Raw genomic sequence first — 23,786 nt, 5'->3', positions numbered from 1 at the left:
GATGGCGGCTGGTGCCAGAGCTGGATAGCTCAACCAACCCTAATTAATTATCTCGAAGGAAACCATAAACATGGCTGGAAATACACTTACCGGGTTGATCCCGACTATCTTTACGGCTCTGGATACCGTATCACGTGAACAGGTCGGGTTTATTCCCTCTGTATCGCGTAATGCGAAAGCTGATGCGGCAGCGAAGGGGCAATCTGTCACTGCGCCGGTCGCACCACCTGCAACGACGGTCGATATCGAACCCGGAGCTACAGCGCCAGATGACGGCAACCAGAATATCGGCAACATCGAAGTTAAGATCACCAAGTCCAAAATGGCGCCGGTCAAATGGAATGGTGAAGAACAGCTGGCGCTTGGCCCTGCTGGTACATATAACACCATCCTGGCCGATCAGTTTAAGCAGGCATTCCGCGCACTAGCTAATGAGATGGATGCCGATCTCGCCGCCTTGTATTACGCCTCCTCACGTGCTGTCGGCACCGCCGGCAAAGCTCCATTCGGTACAGCTGGCGATTTATCTGATGCTGCCAATGCGCGTCAGGTTCTGTCTGATAATGGCTCTCCAACGACTGATTTACAGATGGTGCTTGGATCTTCAGCCATTGCTAACCTTCGCGGTAAGCAGTCGGTCCTGTTTAAAGTTAACGAGTCGGGAACCGATTCTCTGCTGCGAGAGGGCATCGTAGGTCGCCTCGAAGGCTTCAATATCCACGAATCAGCGCATGTTAAAAAACGTGCGGCTTCTGCAGCTGCGGGTTATCTGGCTAATGGCACAAAGGAAGAAGGCGATGTCCTGATTTCGATTGATACCGGCACGGGGGCTTTTGCTGCCGGCGATGTTGTTACGTTTGCTGGTGATAGCAACAAGTACCTGCTCGCCGCGGCTACTGCCACGGTTATTACCCTGGCTTCTCCAGGCCTGCGTCAGGCACTGCCAGATAATACCGAAATTACCGCCGTTGACTCCTTTACCGCCAACATGGCGTTTGACCGTAATGCCTTCCTGCTGGCATCTCGTACTCCTGCCATGCCTCAGGGCGGTGATACCGCGGATGACGTGATGAACGTTACAGACCCGGTTTCTGGCATCACTTACCAGGTGGCTCTGTACCGTCAGTACCGCCAGGTGCGCTATGAGGTCGGTTTGTCATGGGGCGTCGCTCCAGTCAAAACAGAGCACTCTGTTTTGCTGTTGGGTTAACCATAAGGGGGCTCTGGCCCCTTTGTTTTTCAGGAGGCCCAATGGCCGGATTAACCAAAGAGCAGCGTGCGCAGCGTGAGGCTGAAAAACTTGCAGCGCAGAACGGTGCTGAACAAACTCCTGCGCAGCAGGAACAGCAGCAGGAACAGCAGCAGGAACAGCAGCAGGAACAGCAGCAGGAACAGCAGCAGGAACAGCAGCAGGAACAGCAGCAGGAACAGCAGCAGGAACAGCAGCAGGAACAGCAGGGTATTGAGCTGGTGTTCATGGTGCGTGATTTTCCTGAGTTCCCTGGCGGCCCGCTGAGCGCGGGAGTTCACCCTGACGAAGTTGATAACTGGCTGGCGCTTGACTGGCGCCTGGAGGACTAACCATGCTGGTTACCGATCCCCATTCGCCTGACTTCAACACCTACGCCAGCGTTGATAACCTGCGCGCGTTCGCAGCTGGGCGGGGATATACCATTCCCTCCGATGATGGTGAGTGTGGGCAGCTGCTGATGCAGGCGATGGATTATCTGGAAGGTAAGTCATGGCGTGGGCAGCGCTCTCACACCTCACAACCACTATCGTGGCCGCGTACAGGCGTGCGCTTCGATGGTGTTGACCTGCCTGATGACGCTATCCCGCAGCGTCTGGTTGATGCTCAATGCCGCCTGGCCGTCGAATCGCAGGAGATAAACCTCACGCCTTCGGTTGCTGGTGGCGGGGCAGTGACGATGGAGCGCGTCGAGGGTGCGGTAACCGTCCAGTACGAGCCCGGGACCAACAAGGCATCACCTTCATTCCCCTGGTTCTATTCATCGATGCGCGGACTGGTGGTGGGCGGCAATCAGATCCGCGTCGAAAGGGGCTGATATGGCAATCAACTACCTCCGTATGCGTGCGACCGCGACACGGCTGCTAACCGAGAACGGAAGGACCTACCCGCTGACCCGCGGCGGCAGCACTACTCGCGATCAGTTCGGTAAAGAAGTCACCACGCCGGTGACCACTGCGATCGTCACCGGAGTTATCACCGAATATTCCTCCCGAGAAATTGATGGTTCGCTGATCGCCACCGGCGATAAGAAGCTGGCAGCCACATTCGAAACGGAAGTGCATATCGATGACCGCATTGAAATTGACGGCAAAAAATGGCGTGTGGTGCAGCCGAACCCGGTTAAGCCTGCTGATGTACTTATCTCGTACAACATCCAGTTGAGGGCGTGATTATGGCCAGCAATACAAACCAGCCTTTTTTGGCTGCCATTCAGTTGTTCGTGGATAGCTCAAAAGAGGAGATGGATGAGGTGGTACGCAGGACGGGTATTAAAATCCTTGGTCGCCTTATTGAAATGTCTCCGGTTGGTCAACCAGAAACATGGGAGGTGAATCAGACGGCATCTGCTTACAACATCGCCGTTCGTGAGCATAACGCGGCTCTGCGTGATGACCCGGCCAACCTGACTAAATCAGGGCGGCTTAAGCGCGGTCTGCGTGTCCACGACTCGATGGATATCAAAAAGCCTGAGGGGTATGTCGGTGGGCGCTTCAAAAACAACTGGTATGTCGGTTTTGATAACAAACCTACAGAATCGAACGATACTCCTGATGCATCCGGGCAAGGATCTAACTCTCGCGGGCTGGCAGTGCTTGAGGTTTTCCAGGTTGGGCAGGTAAGCACGATTTATTTCACCAATAATTTGCCATATGCGCAGGCGCTGGAGAATGGGCATTCGAACCAGGCTCCAGGTGGAATGGTTGGCCTGACTGCGATTGATGCTGCTCAGTATTTCAGGGAAGCAATGAGCGAGGTACGCAATGGCCAGTGATCAGTCAATGCGAATAGCTGACCTGCTGGAGGGGCGCATTGCAGTTATCTGCACTTCGCTCGCTCTGCCAGTGGCCTGGCCGAACATCGCTTTCACACCTCCTGATAATGAGCCTTACGGGCGTGTTTATGTTTTACCGGCGCAAACCGTAGGACAGGATCTTGAAGGCCAATTGCGCACTTACCAGGGCATTCTCCAGCTCAATATCATTGCGCCAGCAGGTAGCGGGGTGACGCAGGCCAGAGGGCTGGCTAAGTCTGTCGCTGATGCTTTTCCCGAAGGGCTGCCGCTGGTGGATGGCGACTTGACCGTCTACATCAACGGCCCGCCTCAGGTTCGGCAGCCAATACAGGATCGTCCCACCTCAGCACCCAACGGTAGTAGTGGCTCCATCACCTATACCACCCCCATCAGTATGCAGTATCGCGCTGATTACTAACCCGCCGTATGGCGGGTTTTTTATTCCCTAAATTCAGGAGAATGAAATGTCATTCGCAATCCCTAACGGGTCACGTGTGCACGTGGCCAAGGCCTATCTTGCGCCGATTATTTTCACTGCGGCATCCAATGCGACGGAATGCGAACTGACCGTTGCATCCGCCGCCGGCATCCTGGCTGGCGATGTTGTCCAAGTCACCTCTGGCTGGCTTAAGCTCGACAACATGGTACTGCGCGTTAAGTCTGTTGCCGGCACTAAAATTGTGCTGGAAGCGTTTGATACCACCGACACCATGAAATTCCCTGCGGGTACCGGAGCAGGCACGATTCGTAAAATCGATTCGTGGATCACCATGCCTCAGGTTATGACTTTGTCTACCGAAGGAGGCGATCAGCAGACCATCAGCGTGCAGTTCTTGGAAGATGATAAGGCCCGAACCATCCCGACGTTTAAAAATGCCGTAGTTCAGGTCTACACCTTCGCACATGACCCGCTTTTGGCTATCTACAAACGACTCATTGAACTGGATGAGTCGAGCGATACAACCGCAATTTGGTTCCACAACCAGCGCGGCAAGGCTGACCGTTACTATTCTGCGAAAGTATCGTTCCAGAAGGTTCCAAAGACCGAAATCAACGCAGTCGAAAGCAATGAAGCGCGCATGAACTTCGAATCGGATATGCAGATTTACCCGATCGCTGACGCCTCTGCGGTGCCGCTGGCGTTCCTGACAGATCTGTCCCCAACCAAATCTGTTGCCACTGGCGCAGCGTTGGATCTGGCTGTGGTTATGCAGGGCGGTTCCGCGCCATACACCTACGTCTGGAAGAAAGCGGGCACAGCCATTCCGGGCAAAACGGCCTCGACGTTCAACATCCCGTCTGTGGAATCCGGCGATGCTGGCTCTTACACCTGCGAAGTCACTGACGCCGCTGGCAAGACCATCACGTCTGCTGTGTGCGCCGTCACTATCAGCTAACCAATTATGCCCGGTTCGCCGGGCCATTCTGAGATAAATCCATGACCAAATTCTCTCTGATCCCGAATCCTACCTTTTCCGTAACCGCCAGCATCCCACGCGCCGGCGCTGAAGACGGCAAACTGACCTTCACTTTCCGCCATAAAACGCTGGAGGAACTGCGTGCTATGGACGAGAAACTGCACAAAGCAGCCGAAGGGAAAAAAGCCCCTACTGAGCCACAGGCCGACTACCTGATGGAAATTGTTGAAGGTTGGGCGCTCCCTGACGAATTCACCCGCGATAACATGATCACACTGCTGAAGAACTACCCGCGGGCATTTGACAGCATCGGCCTGGCCTACACCAAAGAGCTGATGGGTATCCGCGAAAAAAACTGAGGCAGGTCGCCGCAGCGATGTATACGCCGGGGCCGACGCTTGCGGAGTTGAGCGCTTTTGGTTTAACGCCTGAAGATGTTGAGGAAGAGGTGGGGATCCTGCCATCGGTATGGGAAACCTTCACCATCTTCTCCACGCTGGCGACCCAATGGCGCGTCGGCGCGAGTGGCGCTATCGGGCTTGATTACAACGTTCTCCCTTGGGTGTTTCAGTTGCACGGGGTGGAGGATGCGGCGGCCTGCATGGCTGATCTTCAGATTATGGAAAGTGAGGCTCTCAAGGTAATGCATAAGGAGACGAGAAAATGACAGACCAGATCGCCTCGATTACCTTGAAGGCTGATGTCACTGACCTGAAAACAGCCAGCAACGAACTGGATAAACTCGGTGAAGCGGCAGCAGGCGCCGTCGAGAAAGCGGATGACCTTAACAGTGTATTCCGTGCCGGTGCAGAGTCTGCAAAACAGGGTAGCGCTGGTATCAAAGAGCAGCAGGCTGCGCTGAAAGGCCTGCTGGAGAATATCGACCCGGTAAACAAGGCACTGAACCGGCTGGATGAACAACAGGCAGCGCTGCGTAACTTCCAGACCAAAGGCTTTCTGGATACTGAAGATTTTCAACACTACAACAAGATCCTCGATGATACACGCTTAAAACTGACGGACACCGGGGAAGTCGCAGCGAAGGCTCAGGCAGAACTAGCAGTAACCCAGGCTGCCGAGAAGCAATCCGCCGCGCTGAAGAATCTGCTGGGCTCTATCGACCCGACCATTCGCGCATTCTCTTCGCTTGATGAACAACATGCGCAACTGGTGGCACATTTCGAAGCGGGGCGTATTAACAGCACCCAGTTCGAACACTTCAACACCATCCTCAACCAGACGCGTGAGCGTCTGTCTGGCGTCGCTGACGTACTGCCTGAGGCGTTATCACGTCAGGAAGCTGCCGCGCGTCGTGCTGGCATTTCTGTGGGCCAGTACAGTGCAGCGATGCGTACGCTTCCGGCTCAGTTCACGGATATCGCCACGCAGTTAGCTGGTGGGCAGTCGCCATTTCTTATCCTGCTCCAGCAGGGCGGGCAGATTAAAGACCAGTTCGGCTCAGTGCAGGGTGCTCTGTCGGGTGTGGGTGAATACATTCGCAGCATGGTCGGGATCATCAACCCAACCACGATTGCTCTGGGTGGGCTGATTGGCACTGTGGGCTTACTGGCCGCGGCAGCATACAATTCATCTGAACAGTTCGATCAGGTGGCCCGGTCAGTCATCATGATGGGTGGCGCCGGCTTTGCCTCGATGCAGCAGCTTAATCAGGCAGCTGAAGAGGTTGCTGGTAAGACGAACACATCGATCAGCTCTACTGTCGATACGCTGGTTACGCTGAATGACACTGGCAAATATACCGCCAGCCAGATGAAGCAGATTGCCACATCCATCACCCTGATGGGCAAGGCTGGCAGTGACACCAAAACGGCGATGGCCGACTTCGGCAAGATTGTCAGTGACCCTGTGAAAGGGCTGGCAAGCCTGAATGAACAGTATGGTTTTGTTGATGAAGCCATGATGAAGCACATCATCCAGTTGCGTAAGCAGAAGGGTGAACAGGCGGCAGTTACCGAAGCCATTGAGCTATTCGCAGGCGTAATGACAAAGCGCGCAGAAGAGACCAACAAGGCCACCGACAATATCGGGCAATCGTGGCAGTGGTTGAAGAAAACAGCATCTGACACCTTCGATGATATAGGTATTACCGTACGCGCCTGGGGTAATCAGATAATCGATATCTTTGATTTGGTGAAGGCCTCGATCAAAGACCTGTTCCTCAATATCACTTCACTGGACTCCAAATTCACCGGCACCATCGCTGGCTGGGCTGAAAAAATACCTGGCGGCGGTGCGTTGGCTAATTTCCTCGGTATGGATGTCGAGGCTATGAAAAAGGCGGGAGTGGAAGCTGATAAAGAAATTGAGGCTAATAAAAAACGGTATAACGAACTTTGGAAGCGTGTAACTGACCCTAATGCCCAGGCAAATTACGAAGCTGAAGCCAGAGGAGCTGAAGTATCTGGTGAGGGTGGATCCAGTCGCGAATCGAGAGACGCAGTCTCGAAGCTTGCAGAAGACTCTGCGAAAAAAACCAAAGAGGCAAGAGCTACGCTGGATGCTGGCGATCGCACCCTGGAGAACTACCGCGCTCAGGCCAGAACCTTAACGGAAACCCTCGAAGCCCTACGACAAACCGGCGAAACTCACGCTAAAAATACCGAGTTTAGCAAACAGCAATCTCGCTTTGCTGAATTGGATGAGGCAGCCAAAACTCGCGCGCTGACCACTCAGGAGAAATCCCTGCTATCAAGCCGGGAAGCGATCCTCAACGCTGCTAAAGTGGTGGATCAGAAAAATAAGGAAGTTGAGGCCCAGCAGAGGATTAACGGGCTGGCGCAGCAGGCGAACAAGTACGTCACACAGATGGCGGAAAAAACCGATGCATTACGTGATAGCGCCGGGTTAAGTAGTCGCCAAACGCAGCGTCTGATGGAAGAGGCGCAACTTCGTCAAGGATGGCTGAATGGTGGCGGCAAGCTTGAAGATGCAGGCTATGCGAAAGAGCTGGCAGCGCTTCGGAATTACTATGCTGAAGAAGACAAACTGCGCGGCGACTGGAAGGCTGGCGCAGTAAGCGGCTGGAATGAGTATCTTGATGCCGCCACGAACACCTATGACGCTGTTAAGAACGTAGCCAGTTCTACGTTAACCGGATTATCTGACATGCTCACCGAACTAATGACAACCGGTACCGCTTCGGTTAAAGAGTTCGGCAAATCAATGCTTAAGATGATCCTTGAGGTGACAAATCGCCTTATGGTTGCTTATGCGGTTCAGGCGGCGATGGGCTGGATAAGTGGTGGAAGTAGCGGCGGCAGTACTCCTGGTGGGGCATATGCTAACGCTGCTGCTGGCGTAACGTTCAATGCCAAAGGCGGCGTGTACGAGTCATCCGGGTTAAGTAAGTATGTGAATGGCGTCTACGATTCTCCTCAATACTTCACGTTCCAGGGGGCGTCGAAGTTTGCCAAAGGTGGCGTCTTTGCTGAGGCAGGTGCAGAGGCAATCATGCCACTGACGAGGGATTCCGCTGGGCGACTGGGTGTTCGTGCTCAGGGCGGTGGCAGTATGGCCCCGGTTATTAATACCACCGTTAATGTCGATGCTGGTGGTTCGGTAACAACCCAAACATCCAGTTCTGGTGATGCCATGGGGCGCGCACTTGCTGATGAAATGCAGAATGCTGCGTTGCAAGTGATACAAAAACATCTCAAACCAGGCGGGATAATCTACAACTTCAGCAAAGGTAGATAGCCCGCTTCGGCGGGTTTTTCCGCTGAGTGAATGCTGTTAGGATTAGTCCGGATTTTTACTGAGGGGATAGGGAAATGAAGAAAGCTCTCGTTGTTTTATTGGTGTCATTTTTCTCATTGGCCGCAACGGCAGCAAACAAACCATGCTCAGGTAAGAAAGGCGGGATATCGCATTGCTCGGGTGAAAAGTTTGTTTGTAATGATGGCACTATCAGCAAGTCAAAGAAGGTTTGTCAGAAATAACCGTCGATAATTAGAACTCACAATCAATATTAAACCCAGCTCCGGCTGGGTTTTTTTATGGAGTAAATATGGCCGTTGAGACATATAGCTGGCGCTCTCAACTCGGTGCTGGCGCGATTGAATATAGTCAGACCGTAAGGTCAGCGCAGTTCGGTGATGGGTATGAGCAGGTTGCTGAGAATGGAATTAACTCCAACGCTATTCAGGTGCCGATGAAGCATACAGGTACCGAGAAGGAGGTGGATACTATTCGTGATTTCCTCCTGGCCCATACCGTAAAAGCTTTCATCATTACGCCGCCTGGTGAAGAGAAGGGGCTTTACCGCGTCGTAGCCGATTCGGTTCGCAAAACTCAGATCAGCAGCAAATTCGCTGAGCTGACATTCACTATCAAACGGGCTTACGGAGTCTATGCATAATGGCATTAGTCGATCAGGCGGCGATGCTGGCACCGGGTGGCAGAGTCCGCCTGGTTGAAGTCGACGCCTCAGAGTTTAGTGGTGGGATTCACCGTTTTCATTATGCACCTTTCCCTCATACACCGGCCGAGATAGAGGCAGCGAATGGAGATGAGAATAAGCTCGGTCCCAAGCCCGTCATCTGGGCAGGTAATACCTTCGATTTCTGGCCGTTTCAGATTACCGACCTGGCGGTTTCAACCGAGCAGGCCGCAGAACCAAAGCTCAGCGTTTCTAACCTCGACGGCCACATCACAGCACTTTGCCTCCAGTTTAAGGATATGGTGAATGCGAAGGTGAGCATCATCGACACCTACGCTGTTTACCTCGATGCTGTGAACTTCCCTGGTGGCACAAATCCGACCGCAGACCCGACAATGTTCACGCTACAGACTTTCTGGCTGGACACAAAAACATCTGAAGATGATGAAGTGGTGACCTGGTCACTTAGCAGTCCAGCCGACCTGCAAGGGTTGCTGATCCCCACCCGGCAGATAACGTCTCTTTGTGAGTGGACGCTGCGCGGGCAATACCGAAGCGGCGACGGCTGCACCTACAACGGCACAGCTTATTTCGATGCTAAAGGCAATGCGGTCGCTGACCCGGCGCTGGATGTATGCGGGGGATGTCTAAGTGACTGCCGTAAACGCTTCGGTGCAGGGCTCGCTGAGCCTAATGCTGCTGTTCTGGATTTTGGCGGCTTCCCGGCGGCCGTTCTCATCTCACGATAAACGGACATCCAAATGAATAAAACAATCATGGCGGCTATCCGCGCTCATGCAGTGGAGGAGTCCCCGCGCGAGTGCTGCGGCTTTGTAATTCAGTCTGGCCGACGCCAGCGCTACTTTCCGGTGCCCAATACCCACGAAAATCCGACAGAGCACTTCCGTATCGATGGTGAGCACTGGGCGAACGCTGAGGATACCGGAACAATTGTCAGAGTCATCCACTCACATCCTGGAGATGGTGCGCGGCCTATCCCGTCAGACCTCGATCGCCAGCAGTGCAATAACTCGGGAGTGGTCTGGGGCATCTACGCGCCGGACTGTGACGAGTACGCTGAGATAACGCCTGAGTCCATCCCGCTTATTGGTCGTCCATTCATTCTGGGCTCTCACGACTGCTGGGGGCTTATTATGGACTGGCACGCAACTCAAGGCGTGATGCTTAACGATTTCCGCGTCGATTATCCATGGTGGGAAAGCCAGTACCCGGACAACCTTTATTTCGATAACTGGGAGCGGGAAGGGTTCATTGAATGTGACCCGATGCCCGGCTGCATGGTCATCATGCAGGTTGAATCCGGTAAGTGGAATCATGCGGGGATCATTACCGAAGAAGGTGAGCTGCTACACCACCTTTACGGCCAGCCATCCTGCATCACGCCCTACGCGCGCGGTTACTTCAAAGACCGGACGATGATCAGCGTTCGTCACAAAGACCTGGCACAGGAGATAAATCCATGGCGCGTTTAACCACTATTCGGCTCTATGGCGTGCTTGGTGCCAGGTTTGGCCGAGTGCACCGGCTGGCGGTACAAACCTCAGCAGAGGCCGTAAAGGCGTTGTGCATCAACTTCGACGGGCTGGAAGACTACCTAATGAGTGCCAAGAAAAACGGCATGACTTTCGCCGTGTTCCGTGGAAAACGCAATATCGGCGCGCAGGACTTTCAGGAGTTGGCAGGCGACAGTGATATCCGTATTGCACCAGTGATGGAAGGGGCGAAGAAGGCTGGCATGTTCCAAACTATCCTCGGTGCTGTGATGGTTGTTGCAGGTTTGGCTTTGGGCCCTGTTGGCTGGGGTGTTGTGGGCGCAGGTTTCGCTAATGGGCTCATCATCGGCGGCATCACTTCTATGGCTGGCGGGATTTATCAGATGTTATCGCCACAACCCAAAGGCTTACAAATGCGCGACGATCCGGACAACAAACCATCCTATGCCTTCGGTGGCGCGGTCAACACTACCGCGATGGGCAATCCGGTCGCGTTGCTATATGGCGAACGTGAAATTGGCGGCGCGATAATCAGTGCGGGGATCGTTGCGGAAGACATTTAAGTTTCAGTAACGTAGCTCGGGTTTATCATGCGCAGTGTTATGCTTCCTTCATAAGCATTTCACTATAGGGAAAACACAATGCCAGCTGTAAAGATAGTTGCTGAATGGTCGAAAGAAGAAAATGATCTTCGTATGGAATCTACTTTAGAGTTTGTCGCAGCTATTGATTTAAAAGGACATATCAAACCTGAACAAAGGGTATTTGGCCTAATTACGGGATATGACTATGGTTCTCTCCCTCCCGGGGATTATCCATTCACAGGTAAAGAAAGCGATCAAGAATTACTGAAAATGGACTGGGGCAGGGACTACCAGAAATTCAATTCGACGATTAACGTCCTCGGGAGACGACTGAAGCCAGGAGACATCATCACTCATGTGGAAAAACCCGGGATAGAGAATACTTACGATTACAAAATATTGTTTGTCACATACTTTTAGTGATTAGGCTTAGTAAACCCAACCCGCTTCGGCGGGTTTTTTTATGGACGCAATATGGCAACGATCACTGGTGCAAAGGGTGGCAGCCAGAAGCAGCACACACCTGTAGAGCAGCCCGATTCGGCGCAGTCAATGGCGCGCTGCCGTATGTTGCTGGCGCTGGGGGAAGGTGAGTTTGCTGGTGGTCTGGATGCGACCCGAATTTTCCTGGACGGCACGCCGCTGGGCAATACCGACGGCTCGATGAACTTTGAGAATGTATCCTGGGAATTTCGCCCCGGCACTCAGGCTCAGACACCTATCCAGGGCTTTCCCGCGGTCGAGAACGAAACTACGGTTGGCGTAACGCTGACAAAGGCTACGCCCTGGACGCGAGCTATCAGCAATACCCAGATTGATGCTGTCCTTGTTCGTATTGGTATTCCACAACTACAGCAGCAGGAGCGCGACGGCGATATTGTTGGTGCCAGCGTTAAATACCACATTGATTTGTCCGTTGATGGTGGTGCTTCTGCCACAGTGCTGACCAAGACGGTGACTGAAAAGCTTGGTGCGCTGTATGAACTGACGCACCGCATTAATCTGCCAAAGGCTAATACCAGCTGGCAGATTCGTGTTGTGCGTGACACTGACGACAGCACCAGCCAGCTGTTACAGAACAAGACGCAAGTGCAGGCAATCACTGAGGTGATCGACGCCCGCCTGCGCTATCCCCTCACGGCGCTGCTGTATGTCTCGTTTAACGCGAAGTCATTCAACAACATCCCAAAGATTTCCTGTAAACCGAAAGGGCGCATTATCCGCATCCCCGCGAATTACGATCCAATAGCCCGAACCTATTCTGGCGCCTGGGACGGAACGTTTAAATGGGGCTGGACGAACAATCCTGCGTGGATTTGGTTTGATGTTCTTACGGTGCCGCGTTTCGGCCTTGGGCGCCGCGTGAAACCTGAAATGCTCGACAAGTGGGAACTCTATCGCATCGCCCAGCGCTGCGACCAGAAGGTACCCGACGGGAAAGGCGGAAGCGGTACCGAGCCGCGCTTCATGTTTGACGTTTACATCCAGTCGCAGGCCGATGCCTGGCAGGTAATCAAGGACATCGCCGCGGGGTTCAATGGCATGACGTTCTGGGGCAACAACATGTTCAATGTTGTCTCGGACATGCCGGCGGACACGTCGAAGCTGCAAATCCTTACCCGGGCTTCGGTGGTGGGCAAGCCGGTTTACTCGAGCGGCAGTGAAAAGACCCGCTTCTCCAGTGCGTTGATTAACTTCAGCGACCCTGACAATCACTATCAAGACCGCACAACAGCGGTGATGTTCCCGGATCTGGTTAAGCAGTTCAAGTTTAAGCAGACGCAGATCACTGCGATTGGCTGCACACGTGAAAGCGAAGCGCAGCGCCGGGGGGGCTGGGCTGTCTTTTCCAACTCCCTGGATCGCATTATCACGGTTTCGACCGGGCTTGATGGGTTTGTTTACGTCCCGGGCACGGTGTTTGCGTTCGCCGATGAACGCCTTTCCGGGCGAGTATACGGTGGGCGCATTACCGGCTACAACGCAGGGCTTAAGACTGTTACCACCGATCGGGGAACCAGTGCCATTGCGGGCGATACGTTGATGATCCGCACACAGGGCGGTACCGTTGAAAATCGGGTAATCCAGGCCGTAAATGGTACGCAACTGGTGGTGACCACGCCGTTTACAGCTGCGCCGTTACCGAACGCCGTTTTCGTTATTGATGCTGGACAGCTTCGTCTCCAGTACTTCCGGGTAACGAACCTGAAATTCGATGATGAGGAAAACACCGTCACTATTACCGGCGCTGAATATAACGCGTCAAAATATGACGCCGTTGACAACAATGCGCGTCTGGATACACCGCCAATCAGCCTGATCCCGACCGGGATTGTGAATCAGCCGACTAATATCGCGGTGTCGAGCTATGACTCGGTTCGACAAGGACAACGTGTGGCCACGCTAACCGCCACCTGGAATGCGCCGTTGGATAAAAACGGCAAGCCTCAGGCAGATGTAATTGCCTATCGGGTGCAGTGGAAGCGCGGAGATAATGAATGGATTAACTTGCCTGATACTGGCCTGCGCAATATCGAAGTGCCCGGTATCTTCGAGGGCGACTACCTTGTCAGGGTCAGGGCAATTAACTCTGGGGGGGCCTCAAGTCTATGGACAACTTCAGCACTCACGCATCTGAAAGGACGCACTGGTGATGTACCTAAACCGGTTGGTCTTGCTGCAACGGATGATGTCGTTTTCGGCATCAATGTAACCTGGGGATTCCCTGCTGATTCCGGCGATACGCTTAATACAGAACTGCAATACAGCCTGACCTCTGATGGTCCGAGCCCAATGCTTCTGGCTGATGTTCCGTATCCTCAGAAACTCTATCAGCAGATGGGACTGAAGGCGGGTCAGGAGTTCTGGTACCGGGCGCGGCTGGTTGACCGTATCGGTAATCAGAGTGAATGGACTGACTTTGTGCGCGGCCAGGCAAGCATCGATGTTTCCGATATCACTGATGCCATCCTGGAGGACATCAAAAGCTCTGAAGTCTTCAAGGACCTGATCGAGGATGCAGTGGCCAGCAGTGACAAACTGGCTGAACTGTCTGATGCGATTAAGGAGAATGCTGATGGCCTGGCGGCTGCGGTTGGCTCGAATAAGCAGACAGCGGAAGCCATTATCGGCAACGCGCTGGCCATTGCTGATGTCGTTGTCCGTCAGACTGCGCAGCAGGGAGCTAACACTGCCACCTTCGAGCAGCTCAGGGAAGTGATTGCCACGGAAACTGAAGCGCGCGTTACTGACGTCACCCGGCTGGAAGCGGAAACGGCAGACAATGCTGCCGGCATTACGGAGGTCAGGCAAGCTCTGTCGGACGAAACGCAGGCCAGGGCCACCGCAGTTGACCAGCTAACTGCCGCCACCCAGGTGATTTCTGACAAAGCGGATGCTGCGGGGCAGGCCAGCTCGCAGAACAGCGCTGATATCACCAGTTTGCAGCAGGTTGTAACGGATACTACTTCGTCTATGGCATCCCGCCTGGATGAGCTGGGAGCCAGAACCGATACGGCAAATGGTGGCATCCAGAACAACGCGATAGCGCTTATCACCAGTACCCTTGCTCAGGTGAATCAGCGAATGACCCAGAGCGTGCAGTACGGTGACAACAAAGCCAGTATTGAACGCGTTGATAATGTCATGGCTGATGCCAGTAAGGCCGTTGCCGAATCGCTCAAAACGCTGGACTCAAGTGCTGGCGGGAACACCGCGAACGTGACGGATTTCGCCAAAACCATGGCGGACTTCTCTCAGGCATCAGCCATGCAGATCAACTCGCTTAAGGTCACGGTAAACGGTCAGCAGGCCGCTATTGTCCAGAACGCGCAGGTGTCGGCAGATATCAATAACAACCTGAATGCGATGTACAGCATTAAGGTCGCTGTTGACTCTAATGGTAACCAGTACGCGGCAGGGATGGGGATTGGCGTTCAGAACACACCAGCGGGGATGCAGTCGCAGGTGCTGTTCCTGGCTGACCGCTTCGCTGTGATGACCCAGGCCGGTGGCGCTGTGACTCTGCCGTTTGTTATCCAGAACGGACAGACGTTTATCCGCGATACCTTTATCCAGGATGGGACTATCACCAACGCGAAGATCGGAAGTTTCATTCAATCGAGTAACTACGTTGCAGGTTCAGTTGGGTGGAAGCTGGATAAGTCCGGGACTTTCGAAAATTACGGCTCAACTGCTGGCGAGGGCTCGATGAAGCAAACAAATCAGACAATCAGCGTCAGGGATTCCAGTAATGTGCTGAGGGTACAGATCGGGAGGATTACCGGTACATGGTAAACATGGGGCCTCATATGAGGCCCTGATTTTTAGGGTGAAAAGTATGGCTGAATACGGTGTTCAAACATGGGACGCATCCGGCAAGATTAACAACTACGGCATCAAACCAGTCAGCGTGAGTGGTACTCTCCAGCTGGCCGTTAACCAGAAAACAGGCTCTTATTCTGTGCCACTTCCCCCTGGCTGCAAGCTGACTTATTTCCAGATCATGAATGATGATCAGTGGGGAACGGGGCGGCGAAAGATCACCATCTCAGGTGGTACCGCAACTGTTTCGGCGGCCAGTGATACCGACTACTCAGCTGGAACGGAGCCCGCGGCTGCGGCTTATTTAATTTTCCAGATAGAGAAGGCTTAAATGGCGCAGTATGGAGTTTTACTGGCGACAACAAGCGGTGAAGTGTGGGTGACATCAAACAGCACACCCATCGCATTACAGGCTCGCAAAACGGCTGCTTTGCAAGGTACATCAGGATTTAACACTCAGGTTACGCATACTTTCAACGCAGGTCAGCCGGTTGTGGCTTTTGTCCATTGCACGGTAGAAGTGGAGATCACCCAGAAGATTAGCGGAAACACAATCACCGTTGATTTTCTCAGACCTGGCGGTACCGGTACGGCCTATGTGTATTTTTTCTCGATCTTCCCACAGACAAAGCCGGATTATGGCTTGGCCGTCTGGGATGCTTCAGGGACGCTGATTTTAACAAACGAGACACGCACACTGAGTGACGTAGTTACTCTCGGAACCGCGGGGGTAGATGCCAGTTCAGGCTATAACATCAATACAACCAGGGCGGGGAAATGGGCCTGTATGCCGGTGATGCTCGGGCTGATCACTGGGGTAATTTCATCGGGAGGGCAGCCCCTGCCGTACGCAGCAATATACAAGAGCATGGCAAAACTTGAAGGCAGCAATACGCGTATTTACGCCCGACCGCAGACGACACCCACTGGAAGTCTTCAAAATGTCGCGTACTCAAACATGAGAAACGTGATTATGGCCATCAACTGCGCAAACTATGATTGATCGTTTTAAACGATCGATAACTGATAATTGATCTACCGAATCAATTATATCCCTCTGATTCATATTGCTATTGTGTCTCTTCATGAATACCTCTGGGATATCATAAATATGAAAAATCTAATTTTCTGTCTGACGGCAGTTATCTTGCTGTCCGGCTGCACTGGCGTACTCGAGAGACAGCAACCCGTATGCACAGGAACGGCCATGATTGGCGGGCAGGAAAATACCGTGCAGATTTACGGCGTCCGAAAGCAAAATAATCAGACGCAGTATCGTGCAGGATACCCTTTCAACTGGAACTGGATGAGTTCCAACACGTTCACCAGTACCACCTGTAAATAAACCATTCTGATTAATATCAACCCCGCCCCGGCGGGGTTTTTTATTGCGTGGAGAAAATATGATTTACACAACAGGCACGATTGCAATCAGCGGCAATACGCTAACCGGAACGGGGACAAACTTTACTGCTGCGGGCTCACTCATCCGCAACGGATGTACTGTCATCGCGCTGACCAGCCCCGCCCAGGTATTCCAGATTACCGCTATCGGTGGGGCTACCAGTCTCACCGTGACACCTGCGGCAAACCCTGTAATCCCTGTGGGGACGAAGTATTCGATTTTGCTGAGCGACAGCCTGAGTGTGGATGGCCTAGCGCAGGACATTGCTGAAACGTTCACGATGTACCAGCGTTACATGAGCGGTTTCGCTGATGTGATGAACGGCACGACAGACGTCACCATCACGATTAACGGCGTGGTCGTCACGGTACCGGGTCAGAAATCGCTGGCGAAGAAAGGGGCAAACAAAGACATCTCCAGCCTTTCCGGGCTGACTACGGCGCTCAGCGTTGACCAGGGCGGAACCGGTGCAAAAACCAAGGAAGACGCTCGCACAAACCTTGGTTTAGGAAGTGCCGCAACGGTTGATGTCCAGACAAGTACATCAGACAACTCTTCCGGCAAGGCAATGTTGAATGGTGCATTCGGGGTGGGAGGCGATAGTCTTGCTTATCCCATGGATGATACGGCAAGTCATACAAGACCAAGTGGATTTTATAACGTTGTAAGTGGCTACATGCCACAGATTGGCCTTACCGCAGATTTTACTTACCTCACCATTCAGCGAGGTCAGCGGGCAACAAGGATTTTGCAGTCTTATATCACCCGAAGAACGTTCTTCAGTTACAGCAACGGAGCGTCCTGGACCTACCATGAAGCGTACACCACGGGTAATACCACAAAGGCCAGTGATGGCACGCTCAAGGCAGCATCACCGGTCGCCCGTATTGTGATGTCACAGGAAGAAAATCAGCGTACTGATATCGCCGAAGACGGATTCTCCTGGTGCGGTTGCGCCACGGCGAACGAGGAAGCTGAAGGCGTTCACGTCAGTCGCCTCGATGTTGGTGTTTATACGCTGACTGGCTCTGCCGGTCTGGCATCCTCTGGCTGGCAGCTCTTGCCGCCTATGGACCCGGGCGGAATGGGGGAACTCGGTATTGTAGAGGCTGAGCAAGGCGATAACGGGGATCTGATAATCCGCCTGTTTAAGCGTAAATACATCTTAAGTGAAGATGGAGAAATGGTGAAAACGAAGGGGGCTCCAATCGACGTTCCGCTGAACAGCTGGATCGATGTGCGTCTTGATATGCCTGAAGGTAGCATCTGGAAGATGAAGGTGAATGCTGCCTCGCAGGCCGCAACCGGGGATTAATGACTTGTACTAGCGCAGACTTGATCTGACGGCTTCATTAACAGCACACAATCAAGTCTGACAGTCTGCTTTAAGCGAACAGCGGACATTAACTAACTGTTTGGACGTTTTAAAAAAGGGCGCAGGTCTGTTTGGGTTTGATTTAAACATGTCGACTCAGCATCCCGTTCTGACTAATTAGGACAAAGTCCTGTCGGGGCTTTTTTCGGGCCACACTCATCAAAGCCATACACTTTATATCCCTTCTCCTTCATGCAACTCAGGATGTGACCGCGCCTGGCATCAAAATGCTCGCTTGTTTCTCCTGGCTCAATACCATTCAAACTCCAGTTTTTACCGTCAAGGTTTGCCCTAGGGTTAACACCGCAGGCATACAGATCGGTTTTACGCTGTGCAATATTGGTTAGCCCAGTAGACTCAGGCTTCTGGAATACCTGAACCCAGGGGACATAGTCATAGTTGGAGGAGTCCATATCGGCGACCACGCAGCCTGTTAACATCACTACACCGGCTAATATCACTCTGTTAATTTTCAAAAAATACTCCCTGAGGTGAAATCGTCATCGGATATCCAGTTAACACGATGTAAAAGGGCCTGGCAAATTTCGACTGGCACGGGGGGGACAGACTACCTATGCAGAAGGTCTACAGTGAGCGAAAAGCGGACATCTAAATCATGGCTACAGGGGACTTCTGCTAAATTAAGCATACTAACCTTATAAGGAGTCCTGGCGGGTAATCGAAGAAAGCCAGGATACCTTCTGTTTAAAAACGAAAATAGATATTTAAATCAAGTAATCATATCAACGACGTGTAGATAAAAAATCCTAGAGCGGTCATCAGAACCGAGCCCATGACATGTACCAGTATTGAAGTGAATGCCCAAAGATAATTACCGCATTGCAGAAATGAAAACACTTCCAGCGAAAACGTTGAGAACGTTGTCATGCCGCCACACAGACCTGTCATCAAAAGTAATTTCCATGCCGGGTCAAGATCTGGATAACGCAGGGACCATCCTAACCCCATACCAATGATCAAGCCTCCGGCAAGATTCACAATCAACGTGCCCGGTGGCAGGCTGGGAAAAAGGCTGTTCAGACGAACGGCTAGAAGCCAGCGAATAATACAGCCTACAGAGCCGCCAATAATAACTGCAAGGAGTGGTTTCAAGGGAGTGCCTCTTGTGAAAGAGGGAGTATGTGACTTAGTCATTCAAGACGTCCTGACATACTCCCAGTTAATTGGAAGTTATATCAGGCGTCATCAGCTTCTCGCTGGAAGCGGTTGGATAAGGTGGAACGCCATCACCTTGGCGTAAGAATGGCCTAACTCACAGGCTTTATCAAGTAGTTAACGTTGCAAACTATTCACCACCACATCTTCGCCGAATCTGGACAAAACTTCATCACAACCATCTTATCGAACAATTTCGTTGACAGGTTTCAGCAATGCGATCAAAACTAAACTGTACAGTTCAAATGTGCGCAAATTTGATGCTTCTTGCTGAGGGCATGGCGGTACGCGCGGCCCTAACCAAAACGAAAGGATGTATTCATGAAGATGTTAAGACAGGTCAGTGGGCTGGTGGGAGTCAGCGTTGCTTTACTGCTGGCGGGCTGTGCGGGTGATCAACCTGTGCGCTACAGCGGCATCGATTCTGCTGCAAAACTTTCTGCAAACACCGATGATAATTCCGAACGCATGCCGTGGCGGTATTCACCACAGGTCGACTGGCGCAAGTACGACAGCATCATCATTGACCCGGTGAAGATTTATCAGGGTACCGATGGGCAGTTTGACGACATAGCTCAGGCCGATCGGCAGGCTCTTGCTACTCACATGCAGGATGCGTTCAGCAAATCATTAAGCGCGCGCTTTAAAGCGGTCAACACGCCTGCGACCGGAACTTTGCGCCTGAAACTGACGCTGACGGGCGTGGACACTACGCCACAGGTGGTGGGTACCGTCACCAAGTTCGATCTTGCGGGTGGCCCCTACAACATTGTGCAGTCCGTGCGTGGTGGGAGAGGTCTGATGAGTGGTTCGGTTGATTACGTTGTTGAAATTTATGACGCCAGCAGTCACGAACTGCTGAAGGCTTACGTTGCTCACCAGTACCCGAATGCCATGAACATCTCTGCCAGTATCGGCTCGCTGAGTGCCGCCGAAGTGGGTATTGAAAAAGGGGCGGAAGAACTGGCGGAGATGCTCCAGTAGCTGTCGTCAACTGCTTACAGCCGGATGCCTTAACCGGTACCGGCTGTGATTTTACTCGTGCATCACTTTCTGGCGAACCGGCTTTATGAAAACATTCCCGCATATGACTATCTGCCCACATTGCGACAGTGTTTACCAGACGTTGTCCTGCGTGCCGGGCGATATCGCGCTCTGTCAAAGGTGCTACGCCGTGTTATGGCGGGGTCATCATCGGGTGCCCGGTCATGTGCTCCCCCTGATATTGACGGCGGCCATTACTTTGTTCCTCGCCTGTATCTTTCCGATAATGTCCGTTGAATTTTACGGCATGGCGAATGACATCACTCTCTGGAATGCAGCATGGGCGCTGGCAACAAAAGATGGCAACTCTGTGATGGCGATCTGTACCGTATTCCTGCTCATTCTCGCCCCTTTTCTGAAGATAATACTAACGGCCTGGCTGCTGAGCTTTGCACATTTCGGGCGTGCGGCACCGGCGTTTGTCTTCATCATGAAAGTGCTTAAATCGCTTCATCCCTGGAGCATGGTCGAAGTGGGCGTGCTGGGGTTTCTCGTGGCGGGGATAAAACTCTCGTCACTACTGGACGTTTCTGTGGGACCTGGCGGTTGGGCGCTGGCCATTTCCTGCGTGCTGGTTGTTCTCATTAACAGTCACGATTTACGCCCGCTGTGGGATCTGCTTCCTGTTGTGGGGGACGGGCCGTGACTATTGATGTTCCGTTTGCCCGTGAGATGCAAGTGTGTCGCTGTCCCTTATGTGGGCTGGTGTGTTCCGACGACAAGGCGGCCGATTCGGGGAGGAAATGCCCACGCTGCCATACGGTCTTGCCCCATCGCCAGCATAGCCGTACGCAGCTGAGCTGGGCGCTGCTGTTCACCGCGATGATACTGTATGTGCCCGCCAATCTGTTCCCGGTGATGTCCACCACGCTGCTCGGTCAGGATAGTGACAGCACCATTCTTTCCGGTGTCCTGGTCTTCTGGCGAAGTGGGTCGTGGGGCATAGCGGCGATCATCTTTGTTGCCAGCGTGGTGGTTCCTTGTCTGAAGTTTCTCTCACTCAGTGTGCTGCTTTTTTCAACGGGCCGTAAGAGCTGCTGGGCCAGACGCGAACGAGCCCGGCTGTACCGCGTAGTGGACTGGATTGGATGTTGGTCAATGCTGGATGTCGTGGTGGTGGCTGTGCTGTGTGGCCTGCTTCAGTTTCATACGATTAGTGAGGCTGAACCCCGGGCCGGAATTTTTTACTTCGGCTTTATGGTCATCCTGACCATGCTCTGCACGCTGAGTTTTGAACCAAAAACATTATGGGAAGATAAGTAATGATGCGTCCTGTTTCGGGTATTCCTCTTTTACATCAAGGGCGCTGGCGCAATGCCGTCATCTGGCTACTGCCGGTTGTCGCGCTGGTGATTGCGTTATCGATGGTCATCCAGGCGCGTTTATCCGTCGGGCCGGAAGTGGTTATAGCGTTTCGCAGCTCCGCAGGTCTTGAAGCTGGGAAAACCGCCGTGAAATACAAAGATGTCAATGTCGGACTCGTAAAGGAGATCACCCTCAGCCCCGATAACACGCAGGTACTGGTACGGGTTTCGCTTGCCAAAAGCGCGCAGAATCTGGCACGCCGCGACACTCGATTTTGGGTGGTCAGGCCGCGAGTGGGAATGAACGGCGTCAGTGGTATCGATACGCTGCTGTCCGGTGCGTACATTGGCGTGGACAGAGGGCTGTCTGATGAGAGCCAGTACCGGTTCACCGGCCTGGAAACGCCTCCGCCCATCGTTAACGATATGGAAGGCAGCCAGTTTCTGCTGGAAGCGGACGACCTCGGTTCCCTGGATATTAACTCGCCGGTTTACTTTCGCCGCATCCCGGTTGGGCGGATCACCTCTTATCAGCTACGTAAAGACGGCAGGGGAATCGATGTGGACATCTTTATTGATGCACCTTATGACCGTCTGGTCACCGCAGATTCACGGTTCTGGAATGTAAGTGGCGTGGATCTTTCAGTTGGCAGCGACGGTTTTCAACTAAAAACCCAGACCGTTGCTGCCATCATGGCCGGGGGGATTGCGTTCTCCACGCCGGAGGGATCCTCTGATGGTCTGCTCTATAAGCAAACACGATATAAACTGGCACCGGATGAAGAGAGCGCGATGGCTCCTGTGGACGGCCCACCTGTGCGATTTCAGTTGCGTTTTGAAAACACCCTGCATGGCCTGAATGTGGGGGCACCCGTAGAGTTTTCCAGCGTGCGTATTGGGCGTGTTGCGTCCATTGAGCTTGACTACAATGCTGAAGGGTATCGCTTTCCAATTGTGGTAGGCATCGATGTTTACCCATCGCGAATGGGCAACGTTCTTGAAAAGCTTCCGAAACCGACGGGGGACGTTGATCTCAACACAGCTATTTTCACTCGCGAGATGATCGCTAATGGATTACGGGCACAGGCCACATCCAGTAACCTGCTGACAGGGCAATTGTACATCTCTCTCGATTTCATACCGGATGCGCCCAAAGTGAAATTTGATTTGACTAAACGCCCATTCGAAATCCCGACTATTAATGGTGGGCTGTCCATCCTCCAGGATCAACTCACAGATATCACCCGTAAAATCAACAAAATGCCGCTCGATGAAATTGGGATCAACATGAATACTTCGCTGGTAGAACTGACTAAAACGCTACGCATGGTCAACTCCCGGACGCTGCCCGCTGCTAACCGCCTGATGCAACAGACGCAGCAGACAACACAGGACGTGCAAAACCTGCTGGCGGAAGATTCCCCGCTGATGGTGGCCCTTCTGCAGTCTTTACAGGAAGCAACGCGAACACTTCGGAGCGTGCGCAGCCTGACAAACCAGTTGGACAGACACCCGGAATCATTAATACAGGGGCGAGCAGCGGATGCGGCGCTGGATAATGGTTTTCCACTTAAGCAAGGAGAACAACCATGAAAGTTATTTCATCGCTTATTCTCTGCATCACCAGTGTGCTGGCTGGGTGTACCTCACCGCATGTGCGTTACCACACCCTGGTCAGTTCTGACCCCGTTTCCCATATGGTTGCGCCACCGGAGTTTGCGATCGACCTTCTGCCTGTTGGTGTTCCGGCACAACTGGATACCCAACAGGTGGTGGTCCGCCAGAGCAACAGTCGTATGGTAGTTCTGGATAACGATCGATGGGTAAGTCCATTAGGTGATGAGCTGCAAAACGCACTGTCTCTGGGCATGACGCAACAGCTCAACACTGTGGATGTGGCAGGGCTTGCGCAGGATAATAGCAAACCGGTAGTACGGGTGCTTATACAGGTTAGGCGTTTTGACAACTGGCCCGGCAACGCCGTCAGTCTCTATGCTGAGTGGAGCTTATCCGTTCAGCAAGAAGGAAAAAACCGGCGACTGGTGTGCAGAAGCAACATTACACAGCCGATTGGCGAAGATCCTGCGCAGATGTTTAGAGCCGGGCAGCAGGTTGTGACGAGCCTGTCAAACCAGATAGGGCAGGTCGCAACTGACTGGGTGACGAAGGGTAAGGATGTGTGTCACCTTAACTGACCTGA

The 23,786-nt window shown here is 52.9% G+C and carries 28 protein-coding genes and 1 riboswitch; of the genes, 26 read left to right on the top strand and 2 right to left on the bottom strand.

The annotated features are described in order from the left end of the window. Nucleotides 1–70: 70 nt before the first annotated feature. From F3J30_RS01675 to F3J30_RS01585, 21 genes are all read left to right on the top strand, one after another. Complete coding sequence (locus tag F3J30_RS01675) at nucleotides 71–1,210, top strand: P22 phage major capsid protein family protein (protein ID WP_166715451.1); 1,140 nt, start codon at nucleotides 71–73, stop codon at nucleotides 1,208–1,210. Between the two features lie 41 nt (nucleotides 1,211–1,251). Continuing rightward, nucleotides 1,252–1,581: a hypothetical protein gene (locus F3J30_RS01670; RefSeq protein WP_211053050.1), complete on the top strand. Its 330-nt coding sequence runs from the start codon at nucleotides 1,252–1,254 to the stop codon at nucleotides 1,579–1,581. 2 nt (nucleotides 1,582–1,583) lie between these two features. Then, nucleotides 1,584–2,066: a DnaT-like ssDNA-binding protein gene (locus F3J30_RS01665; protein ID WP_166715450.1), complete on the top strand. Its 483-nt coding sequence runs from the start codon at nucleotides 1,584–1,586 to the stop codon at nucleotides 2,064–2,066. Nucleotide 2,067: 1 nt separating this feature from the next. Next, a complete protein-coding gene (locus F3J30_RS01660; protein WP_166715449.1) occupies nucleotides 2,068–2,421 on the top strand; it encodes a hypothetical protein in 354 nt (117 codons plus the stop codon). A gap of 2 nt (nucleotides 2,422–2,423) precedes the next feature. Beyond that, nucleotides 2,424–3,023, top strand: coding sequence for a hypothetical protein (locus F3J30_RS01655; protein ID WP_166715448.1), 600 nt, complete (start codon nucleotides 2,424–2,426; stop codon nucleotides 3,021–3,023). A gap of 7 nt (nucleotides 3,024–3,030) precedes the next feature. Continuing rightward, nucleotides 3,031–3,462: a DUF4128 domain-containing protein gene (locus tag F3J30_RS01650; protein ID WP_247650482.1), complete on the top strand. Its 432-nt coding sequence runs from the start codon at nucleotides 3,031–3,033 to the stop codon at nucleotides 3,460–3,462. A 46-nt stretch (nucleotides 3,463–3,508) separates the two neighbouring features. Then, a complete protein-coding gene (locus F3J30_RS01645) occupies nucleotides 3,509–4,441 on the top strand; it encodes a phage tail tube protein (RefSeq protein WP_166715446.1) in 933 nt (310 codons plus the stop codon). 41 nt (nucleotides 4,442–4,482) lie between these two features. Next, nucleotides 4,483–4,821 (top strand): phage tail assembly chaperone, encoded by a 339-nt coding sequence (locus F3J30_RS01640; RefSeq protein WP_166715445.1) that lies wholly within the window; start codon nucleotides 4,483–4,485, stop codon nucleotides 4,819–4,821. Between the two features lie 17 nt (nucleotides 4,822–4,838). Continuing rightward, nucleotides 4,839–5,129: a DUF1799 domain-containing protein gene (locus F3J30_RS01635; protein WP_166715444.1), complete on the top strand. Its 291-nt coding sequence runs from the start codon at nucleotides 4,839–4,841 to the stop codon at nucleotides 5,127–5,129. After that, a complete protein-coding gene (locus tag F3J30_RS01630) occupies nucleotides 5,126–8,179 on the top strand; it encodes a phage tail tape measure protein (protein WP_166715443.1) in 3,054 nt (1,017 codons plus the stop codon). Before F3J30_RS01635 ends, F3J30_RS01630 begins: the two co-directional genes overlap by 4 nt. 74 nt (nucleotides 8,180–8,253) lie before the next feature. Next, on the top strand, nucleotides 8,254–8,421 hold the full coding sequence (locus tag F3J30_RS22555; protein WP_247650481.1) for a hypothetical protein: 168 nt from the start codon (nucleotides 8,254–8,256) through the stop codon (nucleotides 8,419–8,421). 68 nt (nucleotides 8,422–8,489) lie between these two features. Next, nucleotides 8,490–8,840 (top strand): phage tail protein, encoded by a 351-nt coding sequence (locus F3J30_RS01625; protein WP_166715442.1) that lies wholly within the window; start codon nucleotides 8,490–8,492, stop codon nucleotides 8,838–8,840. Beyond that, nucleotides 8,840–9,610 (top strand): phage minor tail protein L, encoded by a 771-nt coding sequence (locus F3J30_RS01620; RefSeq protein ID WP_166715441.1) that lies wholly within the window; start codon nucleotides 8,840–8,842, stop codon nucleotides 9,608–9,610. The genes F3J30_RS01625 and F3J30_RS01620 overlap by 1 nt, the downstream gene beginning before the upstream one ends. A gap of 12 nt (nucleotides 9,611–9,622) precedes the next feature. After that, nucleotides 9,623–10,354, top strand: a complete 732-nt coding sequence (locus tag F3J30_RS01615) for a C40 family peptidase (RefSeq protein WP_166715440.1) — start codon at nucleotides 9,623–9,625, stop codon at nucleotides 10,352–10,354. Continuing rightward, the gene (locus F3J30_RS01610) at nucleotides 10,342–10,938 is read left to right on the top strand and encodes a tail assembly protein (protein ID WP_166715439.1); all 597 of its coding nucleotides are present in this window, start codon (nucleotides 10,342–10,344) and stop codon (nucleotides 10,936–10,938) included. Before F3J30_RS01615 ends, F3J30_RS01610 begins: the two co-directional genes overlap by 13 nt. 78 nt (nucleotides 10,939–11,016) lie before the next feature. Continuing rightward, complete coding sequence (locus F3J30_RS01605) at nucleotides 11,017–11,379, top strand: hypothetical protein (RefSeq protein ID WP_166715438.1); 363 nt, start codon at nucleotides 11,017–11,019, stop codon at nucleotides 11,377–11,379. 54 nt (nucleotides 11,380–11,433) lie between these two features. After that, complete coding sequence (locus tag F3J30_RS01600; protein ID WP_166715437.1) at nucleotides 11,434–15,255, top strand: DUF1983 domain-containing protein; 3,822 nt, start codon at nucleotides 11,434–11,436, stop codon at nucleotides 15,253–15,255. Between the two features lie 43 nt (nucleotides 15,256–15,298). Beyond that, nucleotides 15,299–15,613 (top strand): hypothetical protein, encoded by a 315-nt coding sequence (locus F3J30_RS01595; protein WP_166715436.1) that lies wholly within the window; start codon nucleotides 15,299–15,301, stop codon nucleotides 15,611–15,613. After that, nucleotides 15,614–16,285: a hypothetical protein gene (locus tag F3J30_RS01590; RefSeq protein WP_166715435.1), complete on the top strand. Its 672-nt coding sequence runs from the start codon at nucleotides 15,614–15,616 to the stop codon at nucleotides 16,283–16,285. It begins immediately after the preceding gene. Between the two features lie 108 nt (nucleotides 16,286–16,393). Then, nucleotides 16,394–16,627: a cor protein gene (locus F3J30_RS22550; RefSeq protein ID WP_247650480.1), complete on the top strand. Its 234-nt coding sequence runs from the start codon at nucleotides 16,394–16,396 to the stop codon at nucleotides 16,625–16,627. A 58-nt stretch (nucleotides 16,628–16,685) separates the two neighbouring features. Next, a complete protein-coding gene (locus F3J30_RS01585) occupies nucleotides 16,686–18,002 on the top strand; it encodes a phage tail protein (RefSeq protein WP_166715434.1) in 1,317 nt (438 codons plus the stop codon). Between the two features lie 173 nt (nucleotides 18,003–18,175). Here the strand turns inward: F3J30_RS01585 and F3J30_RS01580 are convergent, their stop codons facing one another. After that, nucleotides 18,176–18,538, bottom strand: a complete 363-nt coding sequence (locus F3J30_RS01580) for a hypothetical protein (RefSeq protein WP_247650479.1) — start codon at nucleotides 18,536–18,538, stop codon at nucleotides 18,176–18,178. 262 nt (nucleotides 18,539–18,800) lie between these two features. Further along, a complete protein-coding gene (gene crcB, locus F3J30_RS01575; RefSeq protein ID WP_166715433.1) occupies nucleotides 18,801–19,217 on the bottom strand; it encodes a fluoride efflux transporter CrcB in 417 nt (138 codons plus the stop codon). A 35-nt stretch (nucleotides 19,218–19,252) separates the two neighbouring features. After that, nucleotides 19,253–19,323, bottom strand: a riboswitch (Fluoride riboswitch). A 236-nt stretch (nucleotides 19,324–19,559) separates the two neighbouring features. On the opposite strand from crcB, the gene F3J30_RS01570 reads away from it, so the two are divergent. From F3J30_RS01570 to F3J30_RS01550, 5 genes are all read left to right on the top strand, one after another. After that, entirely contained in the window at nucleotides 19,560–20,222 is a 663-nt protein-coding gene (locus F3J30_RS01570; protein ID WP_166715432.1) for a DUF3313 domain-containing protein, read from the top strand. Between the two features lie 85 nt (nucleotides 20,223–20,307). Next, on the top strand, nucleotides 20,308–20,928 hold the full coding sequence (locus F3J30_RS01565) for a paraquat-inducible protein A (RefSeq protein ID WP_166715431.1): 621 nt from the start codon (nucleotides 20,308–20,310) through the stop codon (nucleotides 20,926–20,928). After that, nucleotides 20,925–21,545, top strand: coding sequence for a paraquat-inducible protein A (locus F3J30_RS01560; protein ID WP_348771108.1), 621 nt, complete (start codon nucleotides 20,925–20,927; stop codon nucleotides 21,543–21,545). The genes F3J30_RS01565 and F3J30_RS01560 overlap by 4 nt, the downstream gene beginning before the upstream one ends. Continuing rightward, on the top strand, nucleotides 21,545–23,179 hold the full coding sequence (locus F3J30_RS01555; RefSeq protein WP_166715430.1) for an MlaD family protein: 1,635 nt from the start codon (nucleotides 21,545–21,547) through the stop codon (nucleotides 23,177–23,179). The genes F3J30_RS01560 and F3J30_RS01555 overlap by 1 nt, the downstream gene beginning before the upstream one ends. Continuing rightward, nucleotides 23,176–23,781, top strand: coding sequence for a PqiC family protein (locus F3J30_RS01550; protein WP_166715429.1), 606 nt, complete (start codon nucleotides 23,176–23,178; stop codon nucleotides 23,779–23,781). Before F3J30_RS01555 ends, F3J30_RS01550 begins: the two co-directional genes overlap by 4 nt. The last annotated feature ends 5 nt before the right edge of the window (nucleotides 23,782–23,786 follow it).

Origin of the sequence: Enterobacter sp. Tr-810, from assembly GCF_011752765.1 — a bacterium.
GTDB lineage: Bacteria > Pseudomonadota > Gammaproteobacteria > Enterobacterales > Enterobacteriaceae > Enterobacter > Enterobacter soli.
The sequence above is the reverse complement of the archived record's forward strand: the minus strand, read 5'-3'. Positions and strand labels throughout refer to the sequence as shown.